Source organism: Tenacibaculum gallaicum (assembly GCF_003387615.1).
Classification (GTDB): Bacteria; Bacteroidota; Bacteroidia; order Flavobacteriales; family Flavobacteriaceae; genus Polaribacter; species Polaribacter gallaicus.
Map to the genome: position 1 here is coordinate 246,854 of NZ_QUNS01000004.1, position 17,592 is coordinate 264,445.

Annotated in this window: 15 protein-coding genes; 9 read left to right on the top strand and 6 right to left on the bottom strand. The window is 33.7% G+C overall.

Annotation, left to right across the window (positions count from 1 at the left end):
- Window positions 1–19: 19 nt before the first annotated feature.
- Genes hemL through hemA form a run of 5 tightly spaced genes read right to left on the bottom strand, consistent with a single transcriptional unit; the run spans window position 20 to window position 5,561 of the window.
- Entirely contained in the window at window positions 20–1,309 is a 1,290-nt protein-coding gene (gene hemL / locus C7448_RS09910) for a glutamate-1-semialdehyde 2,1-aminomutase (protein ID WP_115901211.1), read from the bottom strand.
- A gap of 48 nt (window positions 1,310–1,357) precedes the next feature.
- Window positions 1,358–1,750 carry a VOC family protein gene (locus C7448_RS09915; protein WP_115901212.1) on the bottom strand — a complete coding sequence of 131 codons (393 nt, stop codon included), beginning with the start codon at window positions 1,748–1,750 and terminating at the stop codon, window positions 1,358–1,360.
- 3 nt (window positions 1,751–1,753) lie between these two features.
- On the bottom strand, window positions 1,754–2,716 hold the full coding sequence (gene hemB / locus C7448_RS09920) for a porphobilinogen synthase (protein WP_115901213.1): 963 nt from the start codon (window positions 2,714–2,716) through the stop codon (window positions 1,754–1,756).
- Window positions 2,717–2,719: 3 nt separating this feature from the next.
- Complete coding sequence (gene hemC / locus C7448_RS09925; protein ID WP_115901214.1) at window positions 2,720–4,306, bottom strand: hydroxymethylbilane synthase; 1,587 nt, start codon at window positions 4,304–4,306, stop codon at window positions 2,720–2,722.
- Entirely contained in the window at window positions 4,290–5,561 is a 1,272-nt protein-coding gene (gene hemA / locus C7448_RS09930; protein WP_115901215.1) for a glutamyl-tRNA reductase, read from the bottom strand. Before hemA ends, hemC begins: the two co-directional genes overlap by 17 nt.
- A 210-nt stretch (window positions 5,562–5,771) precedes the next feature.
- Here hemA and C7448_RS09935 point away from each other — a divergent pair, with 210 nt between their 5' ends.
- The 5 genes from C7448_RS09935 (at window position 5,772) to C7448_RS09955 (ending at window position 9,593) form a co-directional block, all read left to right on the top strand.
- Window positions 5,772–6,656 carry a helix-turn-helix transcriptional regulator gene (locus C7448_RS09935; protein WP_115901216.1) on the top strand — a complete coding sequence of 295 codons (885 nt, stop codon included), beginning with the start codon at window positions 5,772–5,774 and terminating at the stop codon, window positions 6,654–6,656.
- A 127-nt stretch (window positions 6,657–6,783) separates the two neighbouring features.
- Window positions 6,784–7,308, top strand: coding sequence for a TrmH family RNA methyltransferase (locus tag C7448_RS09940; protein WP_115901217.1), 525 nt, complete (start codon window positions 6,784–6,786; stop codon window positions 7,306–7,308).
- 50 nt (window positions 7,309–7,358) lie between these two features.
- Window positions 7,359–8,396, top strand: coding sequence for a ferrochelatase (hemH, locus tag C7448_RS09945; RefSeq protein ID WP_115901218.1), 1,038 nt, complete (start codon window positions 7,359–7,361; stop codon window positions 8,394–8,396).
- Window positions 8,397–8,528: 132 nt separating this feature from the next.
- Complete coding sequence (locus tag C7448_RS09950) at window positions 8,529–9,119, top strand: CopD family protein (protein WP_115901219.1); 591 nt, start codon at window positions 8,529–8,531, stop codon at window positions 9,117–9,119.
- A gap of 72 nt (window positions 9,120–9,191) precedes the next feature.
- On the top strand, window positions 9,192–9,593 hold the full coding sequence (locus C7448_RS09955; RefSeq protein ID WP_115901220.1) for a lipocalin-like domain-containing protein: 402 nt from the start codon (window positions 9,192–9,194) through the stop codon (window positions 9,591–9,593).
- Between the two features lie 147 nt (window positions 9,594–9,740).
- On the opposite strand, the gene recR is transcribed toward C7448_RS09955, so the two are convergent.
- The gene (recR, locus tag C7448_RS09960) at window positions 9,741–10,358 is read right to left on the bottom strand and encodes a recombination mediator RecR (RefSeq protein WP_115901221.1); all 618 of its coding nucleotides are present in this window, start codon (window positions 10,356–10,358) and stop codon (window positions 9,741–9,743) included.
- A gap of 70 nt (window positions 10,359–10,428) precedes the next feature.
- Between recR and C7448_RS09965 the strand changes: the two genes are divergently transcribed.
- The 4 genes from C7448_RS09965 (at window position 10,429) to C7448_RS09980 (ending at window position 17,570) form a co-directional block, all read left to right on the top strand.
- On the top strand, window positions 10,429–11,892 hold the full coding sequence (locus C7448_RS09965) for an aminoacyl-histidine dipeptidase (protein ID WP_115901222.1): 1,464 nt from the start codon (window positions 10,429–10,431) through the stop codon (window positions 11,890–11,892).
- A 64-nt stretch (window positions 11,893–11,956) separates the two neighbouring features.
- Window positions 11,957–12,544, top strand: coding sequence for an acyl carrier protein phosphodiesterase (locus C7448_RS09970; protein ID WP_115901223.1), 588 nt, complete (start codon window positions 11,957–11,959; stop codon window positions 12,542–12,544).
- A 6-nt stretch (window positions 12,545–12,550) separates the two neighbouring features.
- Complete coding sequence (ggt, locus tag C7448_RS09975; protein ID WP_115901224.1) at window positions 12,551–14,230, top strand: gamma-glutamyltransferase; 1,680 nt, start codon at window positions 12,551–12,553, stop codon at window positions 14,228–14,230.
- Window positions 14,231–14,315: 85 nt separating this feature from the next.
- On the top strand, window positions 14,316–17,570 hold the full coding sequence (locus C7448_RS09980) for a S41 family peptidase (RefSeq protein ID WP_115901225.1): 3,255 nt from the start codon (window positions 14,316–14,318) through the stop codon (window positions 17,568–17,570).
- Window positions 17,571–17,592: the final 22 nt, after the last annotated feature.

The window sequence follows — 17,592 nt, forward strand, 5'->3', positions numbered from 1 at the left end:
TTAATGACAATTATTTATTCTACATTTTTGATACTGCTTCCATCGACTTATCAATGGCGTTAGCGATCTTTTGAATATCATTTTCCGTTAAAGCTGATGATAAAAACCATGCTTCAAATTGACTTGGTGGTAAAAACACTCCATTTTTAGTCATTTCCCAGAAAAAAGTAGCATATTTCTTCGTATCAGAAGTTTGTGCTTCTTTAAAATTGGTTACAGTAACGTCTGTAAAAAATGGATTAATCATCGAACCAAATCGGTTCACGGTAATTTCTACTCCATGCTTTTTTGCTGATTCTAACAAGAATACTTCAATGATCTGAGCAATCTCGTTGAACTTTTCATATGGATTTTGTTTCTTTAATTCTGTTAAAGTTGAAATTCCCGCCGCCATGGCAATTGGATTCCCTGACAAAGTTCCTGCTTGATACATTCCTCCTAAAGGAGCTACTGTTTCCATAATTTCATTACTTGCTCCATACGCACCTACTGGAAATCCACCTCCAATTACTTTTCCTAAACAAGTAATATCGGCTTCTACATCAAATAATTCTTGTGCTCCTCCAAATTTAGAACGGAAACCTGTCATTACCTCATCAATAATCAACAAAGCTCCTTTAGAATTTACATATTCTTTTAGTTCTTTTAAAAAGCCATCTTGCGGAGTTACTACTCCCATGTTTCCTGCTACAGGCTCTAAAATAACTCCTGCAATATCATCATGTGCTTCAAAATGTGCTTTTACACTTTCTAAATCGTTATAGTTGGCAATCAACGTGTTTTTTACTGCTCCTTCAGGCACACCTTTACTTCCTGGTAAACTTAAAGTAGCTAAACCTGAACCCGCAGCAACTAACAACGCATCTTGATGTCCGTGGTAGCAGCCAGCAAACTTGATAATTTTATCTTTTCCTGTATACGCTCTCGCTAAACGGATTCCGCTTAATACCGCCTCAGTACCAGAATTTACAAAACGAACTTTGTCCATACCTAGGAAAGCATCACAAACAATTTTTGCTAATTTGATCTCTCCCTTCGTTGATGCTCCAAAAGAATATCCTTTTTTCAAAGCCTTTCTAATGGCTTTTTCTACTTTTTTATGGCGGTGCCCTAAAATCATTGGACCATAAGACAATACTAAATCGATATACGAATTATTATCTACATCCGTAATTTTACTTCCTTTCGCTTTTTTTATAAATAAAGGATTTCCTCCTACGGATGCAAACGCACGTACTGGAGAGTTTACCGCTCCGACTAAGTTTACTAGTCCTTTATTATATAACTCTTGTGATTTTTTGAATTCCATAACTTACTTTAGTTATCTATTAAATTATTTTATTTATGAGTATATTGTTTATTTTGATTGTAATAAATCCCACAAATTCCCATATAAATCTTTAAATACTGCTACAGTTCCATATTCAGCTTCTTTAGCAGCTCTAACAAACTCAATACCTTTAGCTTTCATTTCGTTATAATCCCTCCAAAAATCATCTGTATTTAAAAAAAGAAAAACTCTTCCTCCTGTTTGATTTCCTATGAAGTTATTTTGTTCCTCTTTAGAAGCTTTAGCTAATAATATAGAAGTTCCTTTTGAGTTTGGTGGAGCAACAACAACCCACCTCTTATTTTCTTCTGGCTGATATGTATCTTCAATCAAAGTAAAACTTAGTTTTTTAGTATAAAACTCAATTGCTTCATCATAATCTCTTACTACTAAAGCTATGTGTACTATTGATTGTTTCATATTTTATCTCATTAAAACTCTAGCAGCTTCTTTGGCAAAATAGGTAATGATAATATCTGCTCCTGCTCTTTTCATTGATAAAAGGCTTTCCATCATTACTTTTTCACCATCAATCCATCCTTTTTCAGCAGCAGCTTTTACCATTGAATATTCTCCACTTACATTATAGCAAGCGATTGGTCTATCAAAATTATTTTTTAAATCTCTAATGATATCTAAATACGATAAGGCCGGTTTTACCATTAAAATATCTGCTCCTTCTTCATCATCAAAAGTAGCTTCACGCAACCCTTCATCTCTATTAGAAGGATCCATTTGATAGGTTCTTCTATCTCCAAACGATGGCGCCGAATCTACTGCTTCTCTAAAAGGCCCATAAAATCCTGATGCATATTTTACAGAATATCCCATAATTGGTAAGTTTGCAAAACCTGTGTTGTCTAACGATTCACGCATCATAGCTATGGCACCGTCCATCATTCCTGATGGTGCTACCATATCTGCTCCTGCTTTCGCATGTGAAACTGTTTGTTTTGCTAAGTTCACTAACGTCGCATCGTTATCTACATCGTTATCATGTATTACACCACAGTGACCGTGTGATGTGTACTCACAAAAGCATACATCGGTAATTACATATAAACTTGGATAGTTTTTTTTAATGAATCGGATAGCTTGTTGCATAATTCCGTTATCATTCCAAGTTTCGGTACCTTCATCATCTTTTTTAGATGGGATTCCAAATAACAAAACTGCTGGTATTTTTAACGCTACAACCTCATCTAATTCTTTAGAAATAGTATCTAATGAATAACGGTTAATTCCTGGCATTGAAGGGATTTCTGTTTCAATACCTGTTCCTTCTTCAATAAATAAAGGATATATAAAATCATCTACCGATAATTTGGTTTCTCGTACCAATCGACGGATGTTTTCAGTTTTTCTTAGTCTGCGTGTTCTAAACATAATTTATTCTTTTACAAAGTGAAGGTTTACCAACTCTAGTACACTTTCTACTGTTGGCATCTTTGCTATTTGTACTTCCTTAAAATGTTTCTTGGCTTCATTAGCGGTAGTATCACCAATGCAAAAGGCTATTTTATCTCCTGTATTTTTTTCCATGTAGCTTTCAACTGTTGACGGGCTGTAAAACAATACTCCATTTACTTTTTCATCAACTTTTGATGGACTATACATTGTTTTATATGCTTCTACTTCATTTACAACAACTCCATTTGCCTTTAAAAGTATTGGGAGTGTGTCTAAACGTAAGTCACTACAGAAATATGTTACTTCTTGCCCTTTTAGTTCTTTTGATAAGTAGTCAGATAGTCTTTTCGCGTTTCTTTCTGAATGCGCTACTTTTCCTATACGTTGATCGATTAACTTTTTTGTTCTTCGACCAACACAATAAATATTTTTGAATTGTAATTCATCCGAAGTAAATGAATTTAGAATTGCTTCTACACCATTTTTACTAGTAATAATTACATTTTCAATTTCTTGCTTAATTACTTTAGGTGCAATTCTATTAAAACGGATTTTTATAAAATCGCTATCATTCACACTCATGTGTGTTGGTAATAATTTTTTCTGTGCTTCTGATAATTTTTTAGTCGAATAGATTGAAAACTCTTTTTCAATTCCTTCGTCTTCCATCATAATTAGCTTTCCGCCTTTATCAATTACATAATTAGCACAATCTTTTGCTACGTACTTATGTTTACCAACTTTTACTTTCTTACTAACTTCAATCTTTTTCTTACCATCTCTACTTAGCAAAATTCCTTTGAAATTAATTTCTTCTTCCTTTTCATTTATAAAAGCTAAAGCCCCAATTGGCGCTGTACAACCACCTTCTAAACGTTTTAAGAACTCACGTTCAATCCCTGTACAAGTTTCTGTGTCTTTATCGTTTATCTCAGTACAAATTTCTTTGATTTCTTCGTCCTTATCTAACGCTGTAATCATTATTGCTCCTTGTGCTGGTGCAGGAATCATCCATGTTAGGTTTACCGCTCCTTGTGGTCGTAAGCCTACACGTTCTAAACCAGCTGCTGCGAAAATAGCTCCGTTCCAATCGTTATCTTCTAACTTTTGTAAACGTGTATTTACGTTACCTCGTAAACCTTCTACTGTATGAGTTGGATAACGATTTAACCACTGCGCTTTTCTTCGTAAACTACCTGTAGCAATCACTCCGTTAGGTTGCGCCATAAACTCTTCGTTATCTTTTAACAACAAAATGTCGTTGTAGTTAGCACGCTTTAAAACTGCCGCTTGAATAATGTCTTCTGGCAATACCGTAGGAACATCTTTCATAGAATGTACCGCAATATCAATATCACCATTTAACATGGCTATATCTAAATTTTTAGTAAAAATCCCTGTGATTCCTAATTCGTAAAGAGGTTTATCTAAAACTAAATCACCCGTTGCTTTAACGGGGATTAATTGAGTTTGATGACCTAATTCTTCTAAAAGTTTTTGAACTTTTTTTGCTTGCCACATAGCCAATTGGCTATCGCGTGTACCTATTCTAATTATCTTCTGCATGGGTGGATTGTAAATTTGCTCCGAACACTTTAGCCATTACTTCAATACTTGTATTTACTGAAGTTTCTTCGTCTTTTAAATGTTTTACAAATTGTGTAGTTATTTTCTGTATAAATCTTGATGTTAATATTTCTGCTTGTTCTTCATCAAAATTTTTAATCTTTTTCTTGTGAAAAGCTATTTCTCCTTGTTGAATGCTTTGTAATGATTCTTTTAAAGCGGTAATTGCTGGTGTAAATCTTCTGTGGTTTAACCATTCTTGAAACTCATGATTATGAGTCTCAATAATTGCTTCGGCAAGAGGTACCTCTTGCTGACGTATCGCTAAGGTTTCGTCTGTTATTTTTGAAAGGTCATCAACATTTACCATCATGACGCTCTCTAAGTCTGCAACTTCTTTTGACACATTTGCTGGCATTGATAAATCTAAAATCAACAAGTCTTTATCAGTCGGAACATGTTCTTTCGTTATAGTAGGAAAACTAGCTCCTGTAGAAACAATTAACACATCACTGTTTTGAACCTCCTCAGCTAAATTTGCATACGACGCTTTTCTTATCGAATTATGGTCTTTTACAAATTCCTCTGTTTTTTCTTCCGTTCTGTTAATTAAGCTTACCGATTTATTTTGTGTGTACTCCGCTAGATTTTTACAGGTGTGTTTTCCCATTTTACCTAAACCAAATACTAAAACATTTTTCGAGTTGTAATCTGGTAAGTTATTAATTAAGTACTGAACAGCAGCGTACGATACTGAAGTGGTTCCAGAACTTAACTTAGTTTCATTCTTAACTCGCTTACTTGCTTGCATTACATGGTTTAGTAAGCGCTCGAAATATGCATTTGTAGTTCCTACTTCTTTAGCTTGCTTAAATGCTTGACGTAACTGCCCTACTATTTCGTAATCTCCTAAAATCTGGCTATCCAACCCTGTTCCCATTCTAAACAAATGGCTAATAGCTTCCTTATTTTTATATACGTTTGATACGTTTGCAAATTCTTCTACCGAACCGTTTGAGTATTTACACAACATACTTATTAACTGAAAAGGGTGTTCTGCAAAACCACACACTTCAGTTCTATTACAAGTAGACAACACAAAAATACCGTCTATTCCTTTTTGTTTTGCTTCTTCTAAAAGTTGTATTTGATTTTCTTTAGAAATACTAAATTTCCCCCTAATCGCAGCATCAGCTTTTTTATAACTAACGCCTATGTTGTATAAATTACTATGATGTTTATTTTCTACTGTCATTGAGTCTTCTTCAAAAAGTCGGTCAAAAATATAAATATTGAACAAAAAAAAGTATCGCTAAAAGAACTTTTAATGTCGCTATTCGTTTTTTCGCTTAAAAACACCTTAAAAACTTACACAAAAGTGTATTTTTGCAGTAAAACAGACTAGGAGAAACATTTTATTTTAGAATCATTCTAAATAGCAAGATTTATACAAACCACTGAATCCATGTCAAAAAACATCGCAGAAAGTACATTTAGAGAAGTTCCCATTGAACAAGGTTTTTTTGTGCTAAAATTCCAAAATAACTCAGACGAAACAGAGTTTTTTAAAAGAGATATTGACAACTCTTACATACAACTACATTACTGTGTTAAAGGCAATTGCAAATTTCATTTTAACAACAACAGTTATACTTTTAATGTTTTAGACAAGCATTCAATATTCCTATACAATCCACAACAAGATTTACCTATCAATTTAGAAATTTTACCAAAAACCTCTTTGGTATCTGTATTGATATCAATCGAAAAATTCCATACTTTTTTTTCTAAAGAGGCTAGTTACATTCCTTTTTTAAGTGAGAACAATAAAAACAAAAAGTATTACGACAATGCAGAAATAAATGCTAATGTTTTATTAGTCCTTCAACAAATTTTAACGGCTAAGAGCCAAAGTTCTATGCGAGACCTTTATATAAAAGGAAAAACATATGAACTCCTAAGTTTACATTTTGATAGTGGCGAAAACACCAATGAAGAGTATTGCCCATTTTTAGTTGATGACCGAGAAGTTTTAAAGATTAGAAAAGCAAAAGATATTATCATTTCCAGAATGAGTGAACCGCCTAGTCTGCAAGATTTAGCGAATGAAGTAGGTTTAAACTTAAAAAAGTTAAAAGAAGGATTCAAACAAATTTATGGCGATACTGTTTATAGCTTTTTATTTGATTACAAAATGGATCATGCCCGTAAACTATTAGAAAGTAATCAATACAATGTAAATGAGGTTGGCTTACAAGTAGGATACAGTACCTCTAGTCACTTTATTTCCGCTTTTAAAAAGAAGTTTGGCACGACTCCTAAACAATATGTAATGAGTTTACAACAGTAGACAGTAGACAGTAGACAGTAGACAGTAGACAGTAGACAGTAGACAGTAGACAGTAGACAGTAGACAGTAGACAGTAGACAGTAGACAGTAGACAAAATTAAAACTTTGAAACTTTGAAACTTACAAAATGAAACAATTAACTCATTACGATATAGAAAACAACCAACAAGAATTCCCTATAACTATTGTTTGTGATGCTATTCGTACTCCTGAAAATATTGGTATGTGTTTTCGTATTTCTGAAAGCTTTGGAGTATCTAAAATCTATTTACACGAAAGTTCACCCACTATAGACAATAGAACTGTTAAGAAAACAGCTCGAAACACTATTCAACAAATACCATATGATACTTATGGGAATTTTGAACAACTTATCCATCAATTAAAAGAAGAAGGAAATACTATTATTGGTATTGAAATTACCGATAAAAGTATAAACATTAGCGATTACGATTTCACTTCACATTCTAAAATTGTGTTACTTTTGGGTAGCGAAAGAAATGGTATAGAAAATGTTAACTTAGTAGATGCAACAGTAGACATACCAATGTATGGGCGCAATTCTAGCATGAATGTAATTCATAGTTTAGCTATTACATTATACGAAACAACAAACCAATTAAAGAATTTTATTACGAGTAAAGTAGAATAGCCTCTGAAGGTTACTACACTTCACTCGTAAAGACTTAGAAAAATAAATACATGAAAGGAGTTTTATTAGTAAACCTTGGATCACCAGAAAGTACAAACCCTAAAGATGTTAAAAAGTACTTAGGTGAATTTTTAATGGACGAACGTGTAATTGATGTTCCCTATTGGTTACGTACTTTTATTGTGAAAGGTATTATTTTAAATACACGCCCTAAGAAATCTGCTGAAGCATATCAAAAAATTTGGTGGAAAGACGGTTCTCCTTTAATTGTACTATCAGAACGTTTACAAAACAAGGTACAAGCAAAAACAGAACTTCCTGTTGCTTTGGCAATGCGCTACGGAAATCCATCAATCAAAAGTGGATTACAGGAATTGCACGATAAAGGTGTTACTGAAGTTTTGTTAGTTCCATTATACCCTCAGTTTGCTATGGCAACTACTGAAACTATTTTGGTATTGGCAGAAGAATTGAGAAAAGAATTCTTCCCCAACATGAAAATTGCTGACGTACCAGCTTTTTACAACAAACCTGAGTACATCAAAGCGCTATCTAATAGTATAAAAGATTATTTAGCCGATAAGGACTACGACCATATTTTATTCTCATATCACGGTGTACCAGAACGTCACATTAGAAAATCTGACATCACAAAATCACATTGTAACCCTGAAGCTGGAAATTTAAGTTGTTGTAATACCCCTTCTGAAGCACACAAGTTTTGTTACCGCCACCAATGCTACCAAACAACCAAAAACGTAATTTCTGAATTAGGATTAGATGAAAATAAAGTATCAACTTCATTCCAATCTCGTTTAGGTGTTGATCCTTGGCTACAACCGTATACCGATAGAACAATTGTAAATAAAGCAGAAAAAGACGGTATTAAAAAATTAGCTATTGTAACTCCTGCCTTTGTATCTGACTGTTTAGAAACCTTGGAAGAAATAGCTATGGAAGGTAAACACGAGTTTTTAGAAGCAGGTGGTGAAGAATTTTATACAGTTCCTTGTATTAATGATAATGACGAATGGGTGGATGTTTTAGCAGGATGGATTGAAGAGTTTCAGTTAACAGTAAACAATTAACAGATTGCCACGTTTCTCTGCAATGACAACAAAACAGTCATCATGAGGAGTTATAACGACGTGATGATCTCATAAACAATAGTAGTTAGCTAATTTAAAAACTTTTAACTTTACAACTTTAAACTAAATACAATGGATTTTTTATACGTAAAAGCATTACATATCATTTTTGTAGTTACTTGGTTTGCAGGATTGTTTTACATAGGTCGCTTGTTTATTTACCATGTAGAAGCAGAAAAAAAAGACGAACCGGCTAAATCTATATTACAAACCCAATACAAGTTAATGTCTAAACGTTTATGGTACATTATTACTTGGCCTTCCTTATTTTTAACCAGTTTTTTTGCTTTTTGGATATTGTATAAAAACCCTGTGTATTTAGAAATGCCGTGGATGCATGTAAAATTAGCCTTTGTATTAGCGCTATATTTTTATCATGGATTTTGCCATAAAGTTTACAAAGAACTACAACGTGATGAGATTAAGTATTCCTCTAATAAACTTCGACTCTTTAATGAAATTCCAACCGTAATTTTATTTGCTGTTGTGTTTTTAGTCGTTTTAAAAAGTGCTATTAACTGGATTTGGGGCGTGGTAGGAATTATCTTATTTGGAGTATTATTAATGATTGGTATTCGTTATTATAAAAAAGTAAGAGCTAAAAAATCGTGGGATAAATACGAGCAAGAATTGATCGAGGAAGATAAAAAATTAGATAATTAATTTTTTTTTATAACGAATAACTTTACTAGTTTCGCCGCAAATTATAAACCTCAAATTAAATCACATTTAACTATGAAAAAAATTTTAGTTTTAACAATTGCTATGTTTAGCTTATTAGCTTGTTCTTCTGACGACGAAAACAATTTAGACCCTATCGTAGGAACTTGGTATAAGTTTTCTATAAATGAGCAAGAAGTTAGTGATTGTGAAAAAAACACAACAATCACAATCTCTCAAAATGGTACATTTACAGCTACGTATTCTTATTACAACGGAGAGAACACTTGCCTTACTGAAGAAACGTTTAAAGGAACATGGACAAATAAAGGCAATAATAATTACACAACTTTAGGAGAAGGAGATGATGAATCAAGTAAAATATTACTTAAAGACAACAACACCTATCAAGAAATATTTACTGAAGATACACCTGACGGAACAACAACCGCTATCACTACCTTCAAGAAAAAGTAAAAATTCTTACAAGGATTTCTACAACAAAATTTAATTTTTCTATAAAAGCTCTGTTTTTTAATCAAAAAAACAGAGCTTTTTTGATTAAAAAAGACATAACTAACAGAAAACTTTTATTTCTACTCTTACTTTTGAACAGTCTCTTTTTTACCCTTTTATCGACTGTTCAAAAGGTATCCTATTCACAATACTTCTTCCTAAAGTAACTTCATCTGCATACTCTAACTCATCTCCTACTGAGATCCCTCTAGCAATAGTTGATGTTGTTACTCCGTATTGTTCTATTTGCTTATAAATATAAAAATTGGTGGTATCACCTTCCATGGTAGAACTCAGAGCAAAAATCAACTCTTTAATTTCGCCTTCTTTTACTTTTTCTACTAGTGATTCTATTTGTAGGTTTTGAGGACCAATTCCTTCAATAGGAGAAATCTTTCCTCCTAACACATGGTACAAACCTCTGTATTGCGCAGTATTTTCAATCGCCATCACATCACGAATATCTTCTACCACACACACAATCTCAGCATTTCTCTTCGGATTACTACAAATATCACATAACACTGTATCTGAAATATTATGACACTTTTTACATGATTTTACATCGTTACGTAAATGCGTTAAAGCCTCTGCTAAATACTTCGTGTTCTCTTTCGGTTGTTTCAATAAATGCAACACCAAACGAAGTGCGGTACGCTTACCAATTCCTGGTAATCGACTTACTTCATTCACTGCGTTTTCTAATAGTTTCGACGAAAAATCCATGCTGCGAATTTACAATTTTTCGATAAGGATTAAGTATCTTCGTGGCTTTAAAATTAAAACTTCAATTCACATGAATTCAGAGATAAGAAACCTAGAACCAAAAGCTGTTTGGAAAAATTTTGCCGACTTAAACGCCGTACCTCGCCCTTCTAAAAAAGAAGAAAGAGTAATCCAGTTTATGGTAGATTTCGGTAAGAAACTAAATCTTGAAACCATGGTTGACAACGTAGGGAACGTAATTATTCGTAAACCTGCTTCAGCTGGAATGGAAGACAGAAAAACAGTGGTTATGCAAAGCCATTTAGATATGGTTCATCAAAAAAATTCAGATACAGTTTTTGATTTTGATGCAGAAGGAATCAAAATGTTTGTAGATGGTGATTGGATAAAAGCTGACGGAACTACGTTAGGAGCTGACAACGGTTTAGGTGTTGCTGCTATTATGGGAGTTTTAGAGTCTACTGACATTGCTCACCCAGCTATCGAAGCTTTATTCACAATTGATGAAGAAACAGGTATGACGGGTGCTATGGGACTTGAAGGAGGATTATTAGAAGGTGAAATTTTATTAAACCTTGACACTGAGGAAGATGATGAAATAGGAATGGGATGTGCTGGTGGTGTAGATGTTACTGCAACTAGAAATTACAGTGAAGAAACCACTCCAGAAAACACCATAGCCTATGAAATTTCTGTCACTGGTTTAAGTGGAGGTCACTCTGGGATGGATATCATTAAAGGATTAGGAAACGCTAATAAAATTATGAACCGTTTATTATTTGACGGTTTTACCAACTTCGGATTACGTGTTTCAGAAATTAACGGAGGTAGTTTACGCAACGCTATTCCTCGCGAAAGCTTTTCTACTATAGTTATTGATGCTGTTTCTAAAGAACCTTTCTTATTTGAAATACATGAGCTTATTAACAATATTAAAGCTGAGTTTTCAACATTAGAACCTAACCTTACTATTGAATTAAAAGAAGTTGAAACTCCTAAAACCGTGATGGATTTAGGTGTTCAAGAAGGTTTAATTAAGGCAATTTATGCTGCTTTAAACGGAGTATACCGTATGAGTCCAGATATAGATGGATTAGTAGAAACTTCAAATAATATTGCTCGTATTATTGTAAAAGACGGAGCTATTAAAATTGGTTGTTTAACTCGTTCTTCTTCTGAAACTAATAAGTGGGATTTAGCCAACTCATTACGCTCATCTTTTGAATTAGCTGGTTTTGATGTAGAATTTTCTGGTTCTTATCCAGGATGGTTACCTAATGTAAATTCTGAAATATTAAAAACAGTTACAAAATTATACGAAGAACTACACAACGATAAACCACATGTAGCAGCATGTCACGCAGGTTTAGAGTGTGGTATTTTAGGTCAAAACTACCCAGAAATGGATATGGTTTCTTTTGGACCTAATATTAAAGGAGCTCACTCACCTGATGAGCGTGCACAGATATCATCAACACAAAAATTCTGGAAGTTTTTATTAGAAATTTTAAAGAACACTCCTGTAAAGAATTAAAAACTTATACATAAACTTTAAAACCACAACTATAGAGTTGTGGTTTTTTGTTTACATTTATAAAATGAATTTTTTAGCGCACTTATACCTTTCTGAAGATAACACAAACATCATGATTGGTAACTTTATAGCAGACCACGTGAAAGGCAATAAGTTTTCTCACTTTCATGAAGATATTCAAAAAGGCATTTTATTGCATCGAGAAATTGATACGTATACGGATGCGCATAAAATTGTTAGAATAAGCAAACGACGCTTACATGAACGCTATCGACACTACGATGGTGTAATTATCGATATTTTTTACGATCATTATTTAGCCAAAAACTGGAGAAACTATTCTCAAATTCCGTTAAATATATATGTAAATTCTGTATATAAATTACTTCAAGAAAATATTGATAGTCTTCCTAAAAGAACACAAGAAATGCTTCCTTATATGGTACAATATAATTGGTTATACAATTATCAATTTGCCAAAGGAATTCAAGAGGTTTTAAATGGCATGAATAGACGTACTAATGGAAAATCAAAAATGAACTTAGCTACGGAAGACTTACTAGAGAATTATCAAATTTTTGAAAACGATTTCACTACTTTTTTTGAAGATCTCCGTGCATTCTCGCATCAAAAACTAAAAGAACTAAGTTAACAAAACATGAAAAAAGCACTCTTATTTTTTTCAATACTCACAGTATTATACAGTTGTAAGAAGAGAAAAGTTATAGGTACAATTACCGAAAAAGCCATGGTAGTTTCTGCCCGCAAAGAGGCTTCAAAAATTGGTTCAGATATTTTACAAAAAGGCGGTAATGCTTTTGATGCTATGGTTGCTACCGAACTAGCACTAGCAGTCGCTTATCCATATGCTGGGAATCTTGGTGGAGGTGGATTTATGGTTTATCGACAAGGCACAGGAGAAATCGGTGCATTAGATTATCGTGAAAAAGCTCCACTTGCCGCTCATAAAGATATGTATTTAGATAGCTTAGGAAATGTAATTGAAAACAAAAGCACTTTAGGAGCTATGGCAGTAGGAATACCAGGAACAGTAGCAGGAGTTTTTGCTACACATAATAAGCTTGGTTCATTACCAATTCAAGAAATTTTAAAACCAGTCATAGCTTTAGCTAAAAAAGGCGTTGTAGTTACTCAAAAACAAGAAGACCGTATAAAAAAATATCAACATTATTTTTTAAAAGTAAACAAAGACTCTATTCTTTTTGATAAACTTTGGAAAAAAGGAGACACTATCAAATACCCTGCTTTAGCTACCACTTTAGAACGTATTTCACAAAATGGTAGAGATGAATTTTACAAAGGTCAAACCGCCAAACGTCTCGTTGCTTTTATGCAGTCGAATGGTGGAATTATAAACGAAGAAGATTTGGCTAAATACGAAGCTAAATGGAGAACTCCGATTACCTTTACTTATGATGATCTACGAATCATTTCTATGTCACCACCGGCAAGTGGTGGTATTTGTTTAGCACAAATTATGAATGGAATAGAACCTTTTGACTTAGACAAATTTGGACATAACTCAACAAAAACGATGCAAGTAATTACGGAAGCAGAACGAAGAGCCTATGCTGATAGAAGTTTTTATTTAGGAGATCCTGACTTTGTGAAAGTTCCAGTTAAAGCACTTATCAGCAAAGAATACACAAAGGAAAGAATGAATGATTTTTCTTTTAAAAAAGCAACTTCTTCTACCGATGTCTCTCATGGAAGTATTACTATGATTGAAAGTGATGAAACCACCCACTACTCTATTGTTGATCAATTTGGAAATGCTGTTTCTGCCACTACAACAATAAACGGAGCATATGGTTCTAAATTATACTGTTCAGACTTAGGCTTCTTCTTAAATAATGAAATGGATGATTTTTCAAGCAAACCTGGTATTCCTAACATGTTTGGGTTAGTAGGAGCCGAAGCCAATAAAATTGAACCCGAAAAACGCATGTTAAGCTCAATGACTCCTACTATTGTAGAGAAAAATGGTCAACTACATATGGTTGTAGGAACTCCTGGAGGCTCAACAATTATCACTTCAGTTTTACAAACCATTTTAAATGTACATGAATTTGATATGGGAATGCAAGAAGCGGTAAATCAACCTCGTTTTCATCATCAATGGCTGCCCGATGTTATTAAAATGGAACCTAAAGGATTTGACAAACAAGTAAAAAAAAGGTTAGAACAGCATGGATATGAACTAGACGAAACCAACTCACCAGTTATTGGCAAAGTAGATGCTATTTTAATACTTCCTAATGGAAAACTAGAAGGTGGTGCAGACCCTAGAGGCGATGATACTGCTATTGGGTTTTAGTTTTTTAACTCTTATGTTTTAACAAATTTTTCACTCCCTTTAACAGTTAATTAAGTAGTTTTAAGGTTTAAAATTTCAAAAAAACATGAAAAAAATACTGACCTTACTTACCTCTATAGTTTGTTATACTGGATTTTCTCAGGGAACACGCTTACTAAGGCAACCTACAGCCTCAAATTCTGAGGTTGTTTTTGTATATGCCAACGACCTATGGAAAGCTCCTATTCAAGGAGGAGATGCTATACGACTTACTAGCGACGATGGCTATGAGTCTAACCCACATTTTTCTAATGATGGTAAAATGATAGCGTTTACAGCACAATACGATGGAAATACTGACATATATGTTATTCCTTCTTCTGGTGGTGAGCCTAAGCGATTAACCTATCACCCAAGTGGTGACTTTGTACAAGGTTGGACTCCTGACAACAAAATTCTATTTCGTTCTTCTAGAGAAGGCAAACCGACCCAAACTAATAAATTTTACACAGTTTCATTAAAAGGAGGACTCCCTGAAGCTGTTAAAGTTCCAAGAGCTGCTTATGGAGAATTTTCAAAAAATGGTAAATATCTCGCCTATACTCCTATCACAAGTTGGGATGCTGAATGGCGAAATTACCGTGGTGGTCAGGCAATGCCTATTTGGATTTTGAATATACAAAATCAACAACTTCTAAAAACTCCTCAAAAAGACAGAGAAAGACATTTAGAACCTGTTTGGTATAACGGTTCTGTCTACTATATTTCTGAAAGAGATTATACTAGTAACATTTGGTCATATAACTTAACTACTAAACAAGAAAAACAACTTACATTTCACAAAAGATTTGATGTAAAAAGTCTAGATGCAAGTACCAACGGAATTGTTTACGAACAGGGAGGTTACATTCATTTTTTAAACCCTGAAGCTTCTGTTACCAAACAAATTCCGATAAGAGTTCATGGTGATTTAAATTACGCAAGAACTCGTTGGATGGATGTAAAAGGGAAAAACCTAACAAACCCAAATATTTCTCCGAAAGGAAAAAGAGCCATTTTCGAATATAGAGGGGAGATTTTTACTGTTCCAAAAAAAAATGGTACTTGGAGAAACTTAACCAACACTTCTGGAGTGGCTGACAGATACCCTATTTGGTCTCCAAAAGGAGATAAAGTAGCTTGGTTTTCTGATAAAAACGGAGAATACGAGTTAGTAATTGCCGACCAAAATGGAGATAGCAAATCATATATTAAGATTCCTAATCCTACTTTTTATTTCAAACCTGATTGGTCTCCTAATGGAAAATATGTATCGTTTACCGATACGCATTTTAATATTTGGATTTTAAATTTAGAAACTAAAAAAGCTGAAAAAGTAGCTACTGATAATTTTGCACATCCAAATAGAACCATGAATCCGAAATGGTCTCCTGATAGTGATTGGATTGCTTATGCTAAACAAAATGAAAATCATTTTAAATCTATTTACGCATATCAAATCAGCACCAAAAAAACAATTCAAATTACAGATCCTTTAGCAGATGCTATTTCACCTGTTTGGGATGCTTCAGGGAAATATATTTATACCTTGGCTAGCACAAACTACGGATTAGCATCTGGGTGGTTAGACATGAGTTCTTACGACCCTTCAGTAACTCGTAGCTTATATGCCGTTGTTTTGAACAGCAAAGACAAAGCTCCTAACCTACCAAAAACTGATGAAGAGAAAGCTGAAAAAAAAGATTCAAAAGAAAAGAGCAAAAAAGAAAAAAAAGACGATAAAAAAACATCAAAAGAAGCTGATAAAATAAAAGTTGTGATTGATGAAGAAGGTATTTTCAATAGAGCTATTACCTTAAAATTACCTGCTAAAAATTATACAGCTTTATACAAAGCACCAAAAAATCATGTTTTTGTAGCAGAAGCAAATGAAAACAGCCCAAATACTACTATTCACGACTATGATATTTCAAAAGAAAAAGCGACTGAATTTACCAAAGAAGCTCGTTCAATAACAGTTTCAGAAGATAGAGAATCTGTATTACTATCAAGTAAAGGAAACTGGAGTATTGTTAGTAGTAAATCTCCAGTAAAACCTGGTAAAGGCTCTATAAAAACCAATTTAAAAATTAAGGTCGATCCAAAAGCTGAAGCTCATCAAATCTTTAAAGAAGGTTGGCGCTATATGAGAGATTTTTTATATGTTGACAATGTACACGGTGCCCCATGGGATAAAATCTACCAATGGTACGCTCCATGGATTGATCATGTAAGACACAGAACTGACTTAAACTATGTTGTAGACATTATGAGCGGTGAAGTTGCTATTGGTCATTCATACGTTTACGGAGGTGATACTCCTAAAACCAACTACGTCCCTGTTGGATTATTAGGTTGTGATTTTGAAAAAGTAAATGGTTTATACAAGTTTTCTAAAATATACAAAGGAGAACGTTGGAACCCAAACATTAAAGCTCCACTTGGACTTCCAGGTATCGACATTAAAGAAGGAGATTATTTATTAGAAGTTAATGGAGTTCTCCTAACTTCAGAAGATAATCCATACAAAACACTTGAACAGACAGCTGGAAGAGAAATTTATATTAAAGTAAATTCTAAACCTACAGTTAAGGGAGCAAAAACCATTTTGGTAAAACCTGTTGCCAGCGAAAGAAGTTTACGCTCTATCGACTGGATAGAAGAAAATAGAAGAAAAGTGGATAAATTGTCTAACGGGAAATTGGCGTATGTATATGTTCCCAATACTTCAAACAACGGATTTACCTCTTTTAATCGCTATTATTTTTCTCAGCAAGATAAGAAAGGAGTTATTATAGATGAAAGAAATAATGGAGGTGGTAGCGCAGCCGATTATATGATTGATATTTTATCTAGAAAACCTTTTGGATACTTTAACAGTAAGGCTAATAAAAGAAAACCATGGACAACACCTATTGCTGGTATTTGGGGACCAAAAGTGATGATTATTAATGAACGCGCTGGCTCTGGAGGAGACCTTTTTCCTTACATGTTTAAAGAAAGAAAAATAGGACCTTTAGTAGGAACTCGTACGTGGGGAGGTTTAGTAGGAACCTGGGATACACCTGCTTTTATTGATGGTGGTAGAATGGTTGCTCCTCGTGGCGGATTTTTTGATTTAGATGGTAATTGGGCTGTTGAAGGTGAAGGCGTAGCTCCTGATATTGAAGTACACCAAGAGCCTAGCAAAGTTTTAAAAGGAAAAGATCCTCAGTTAGAAAAAGCTGTGGATGAAGCCCTACGATTATTAAAAAGTAATGAATTTACTCCTAAACCAGAGCCTACCCCGCCTGTTCGTTGGAAAAGGCCAGCTGGATATTAAAAATAAAAAGGATAGCTAATTA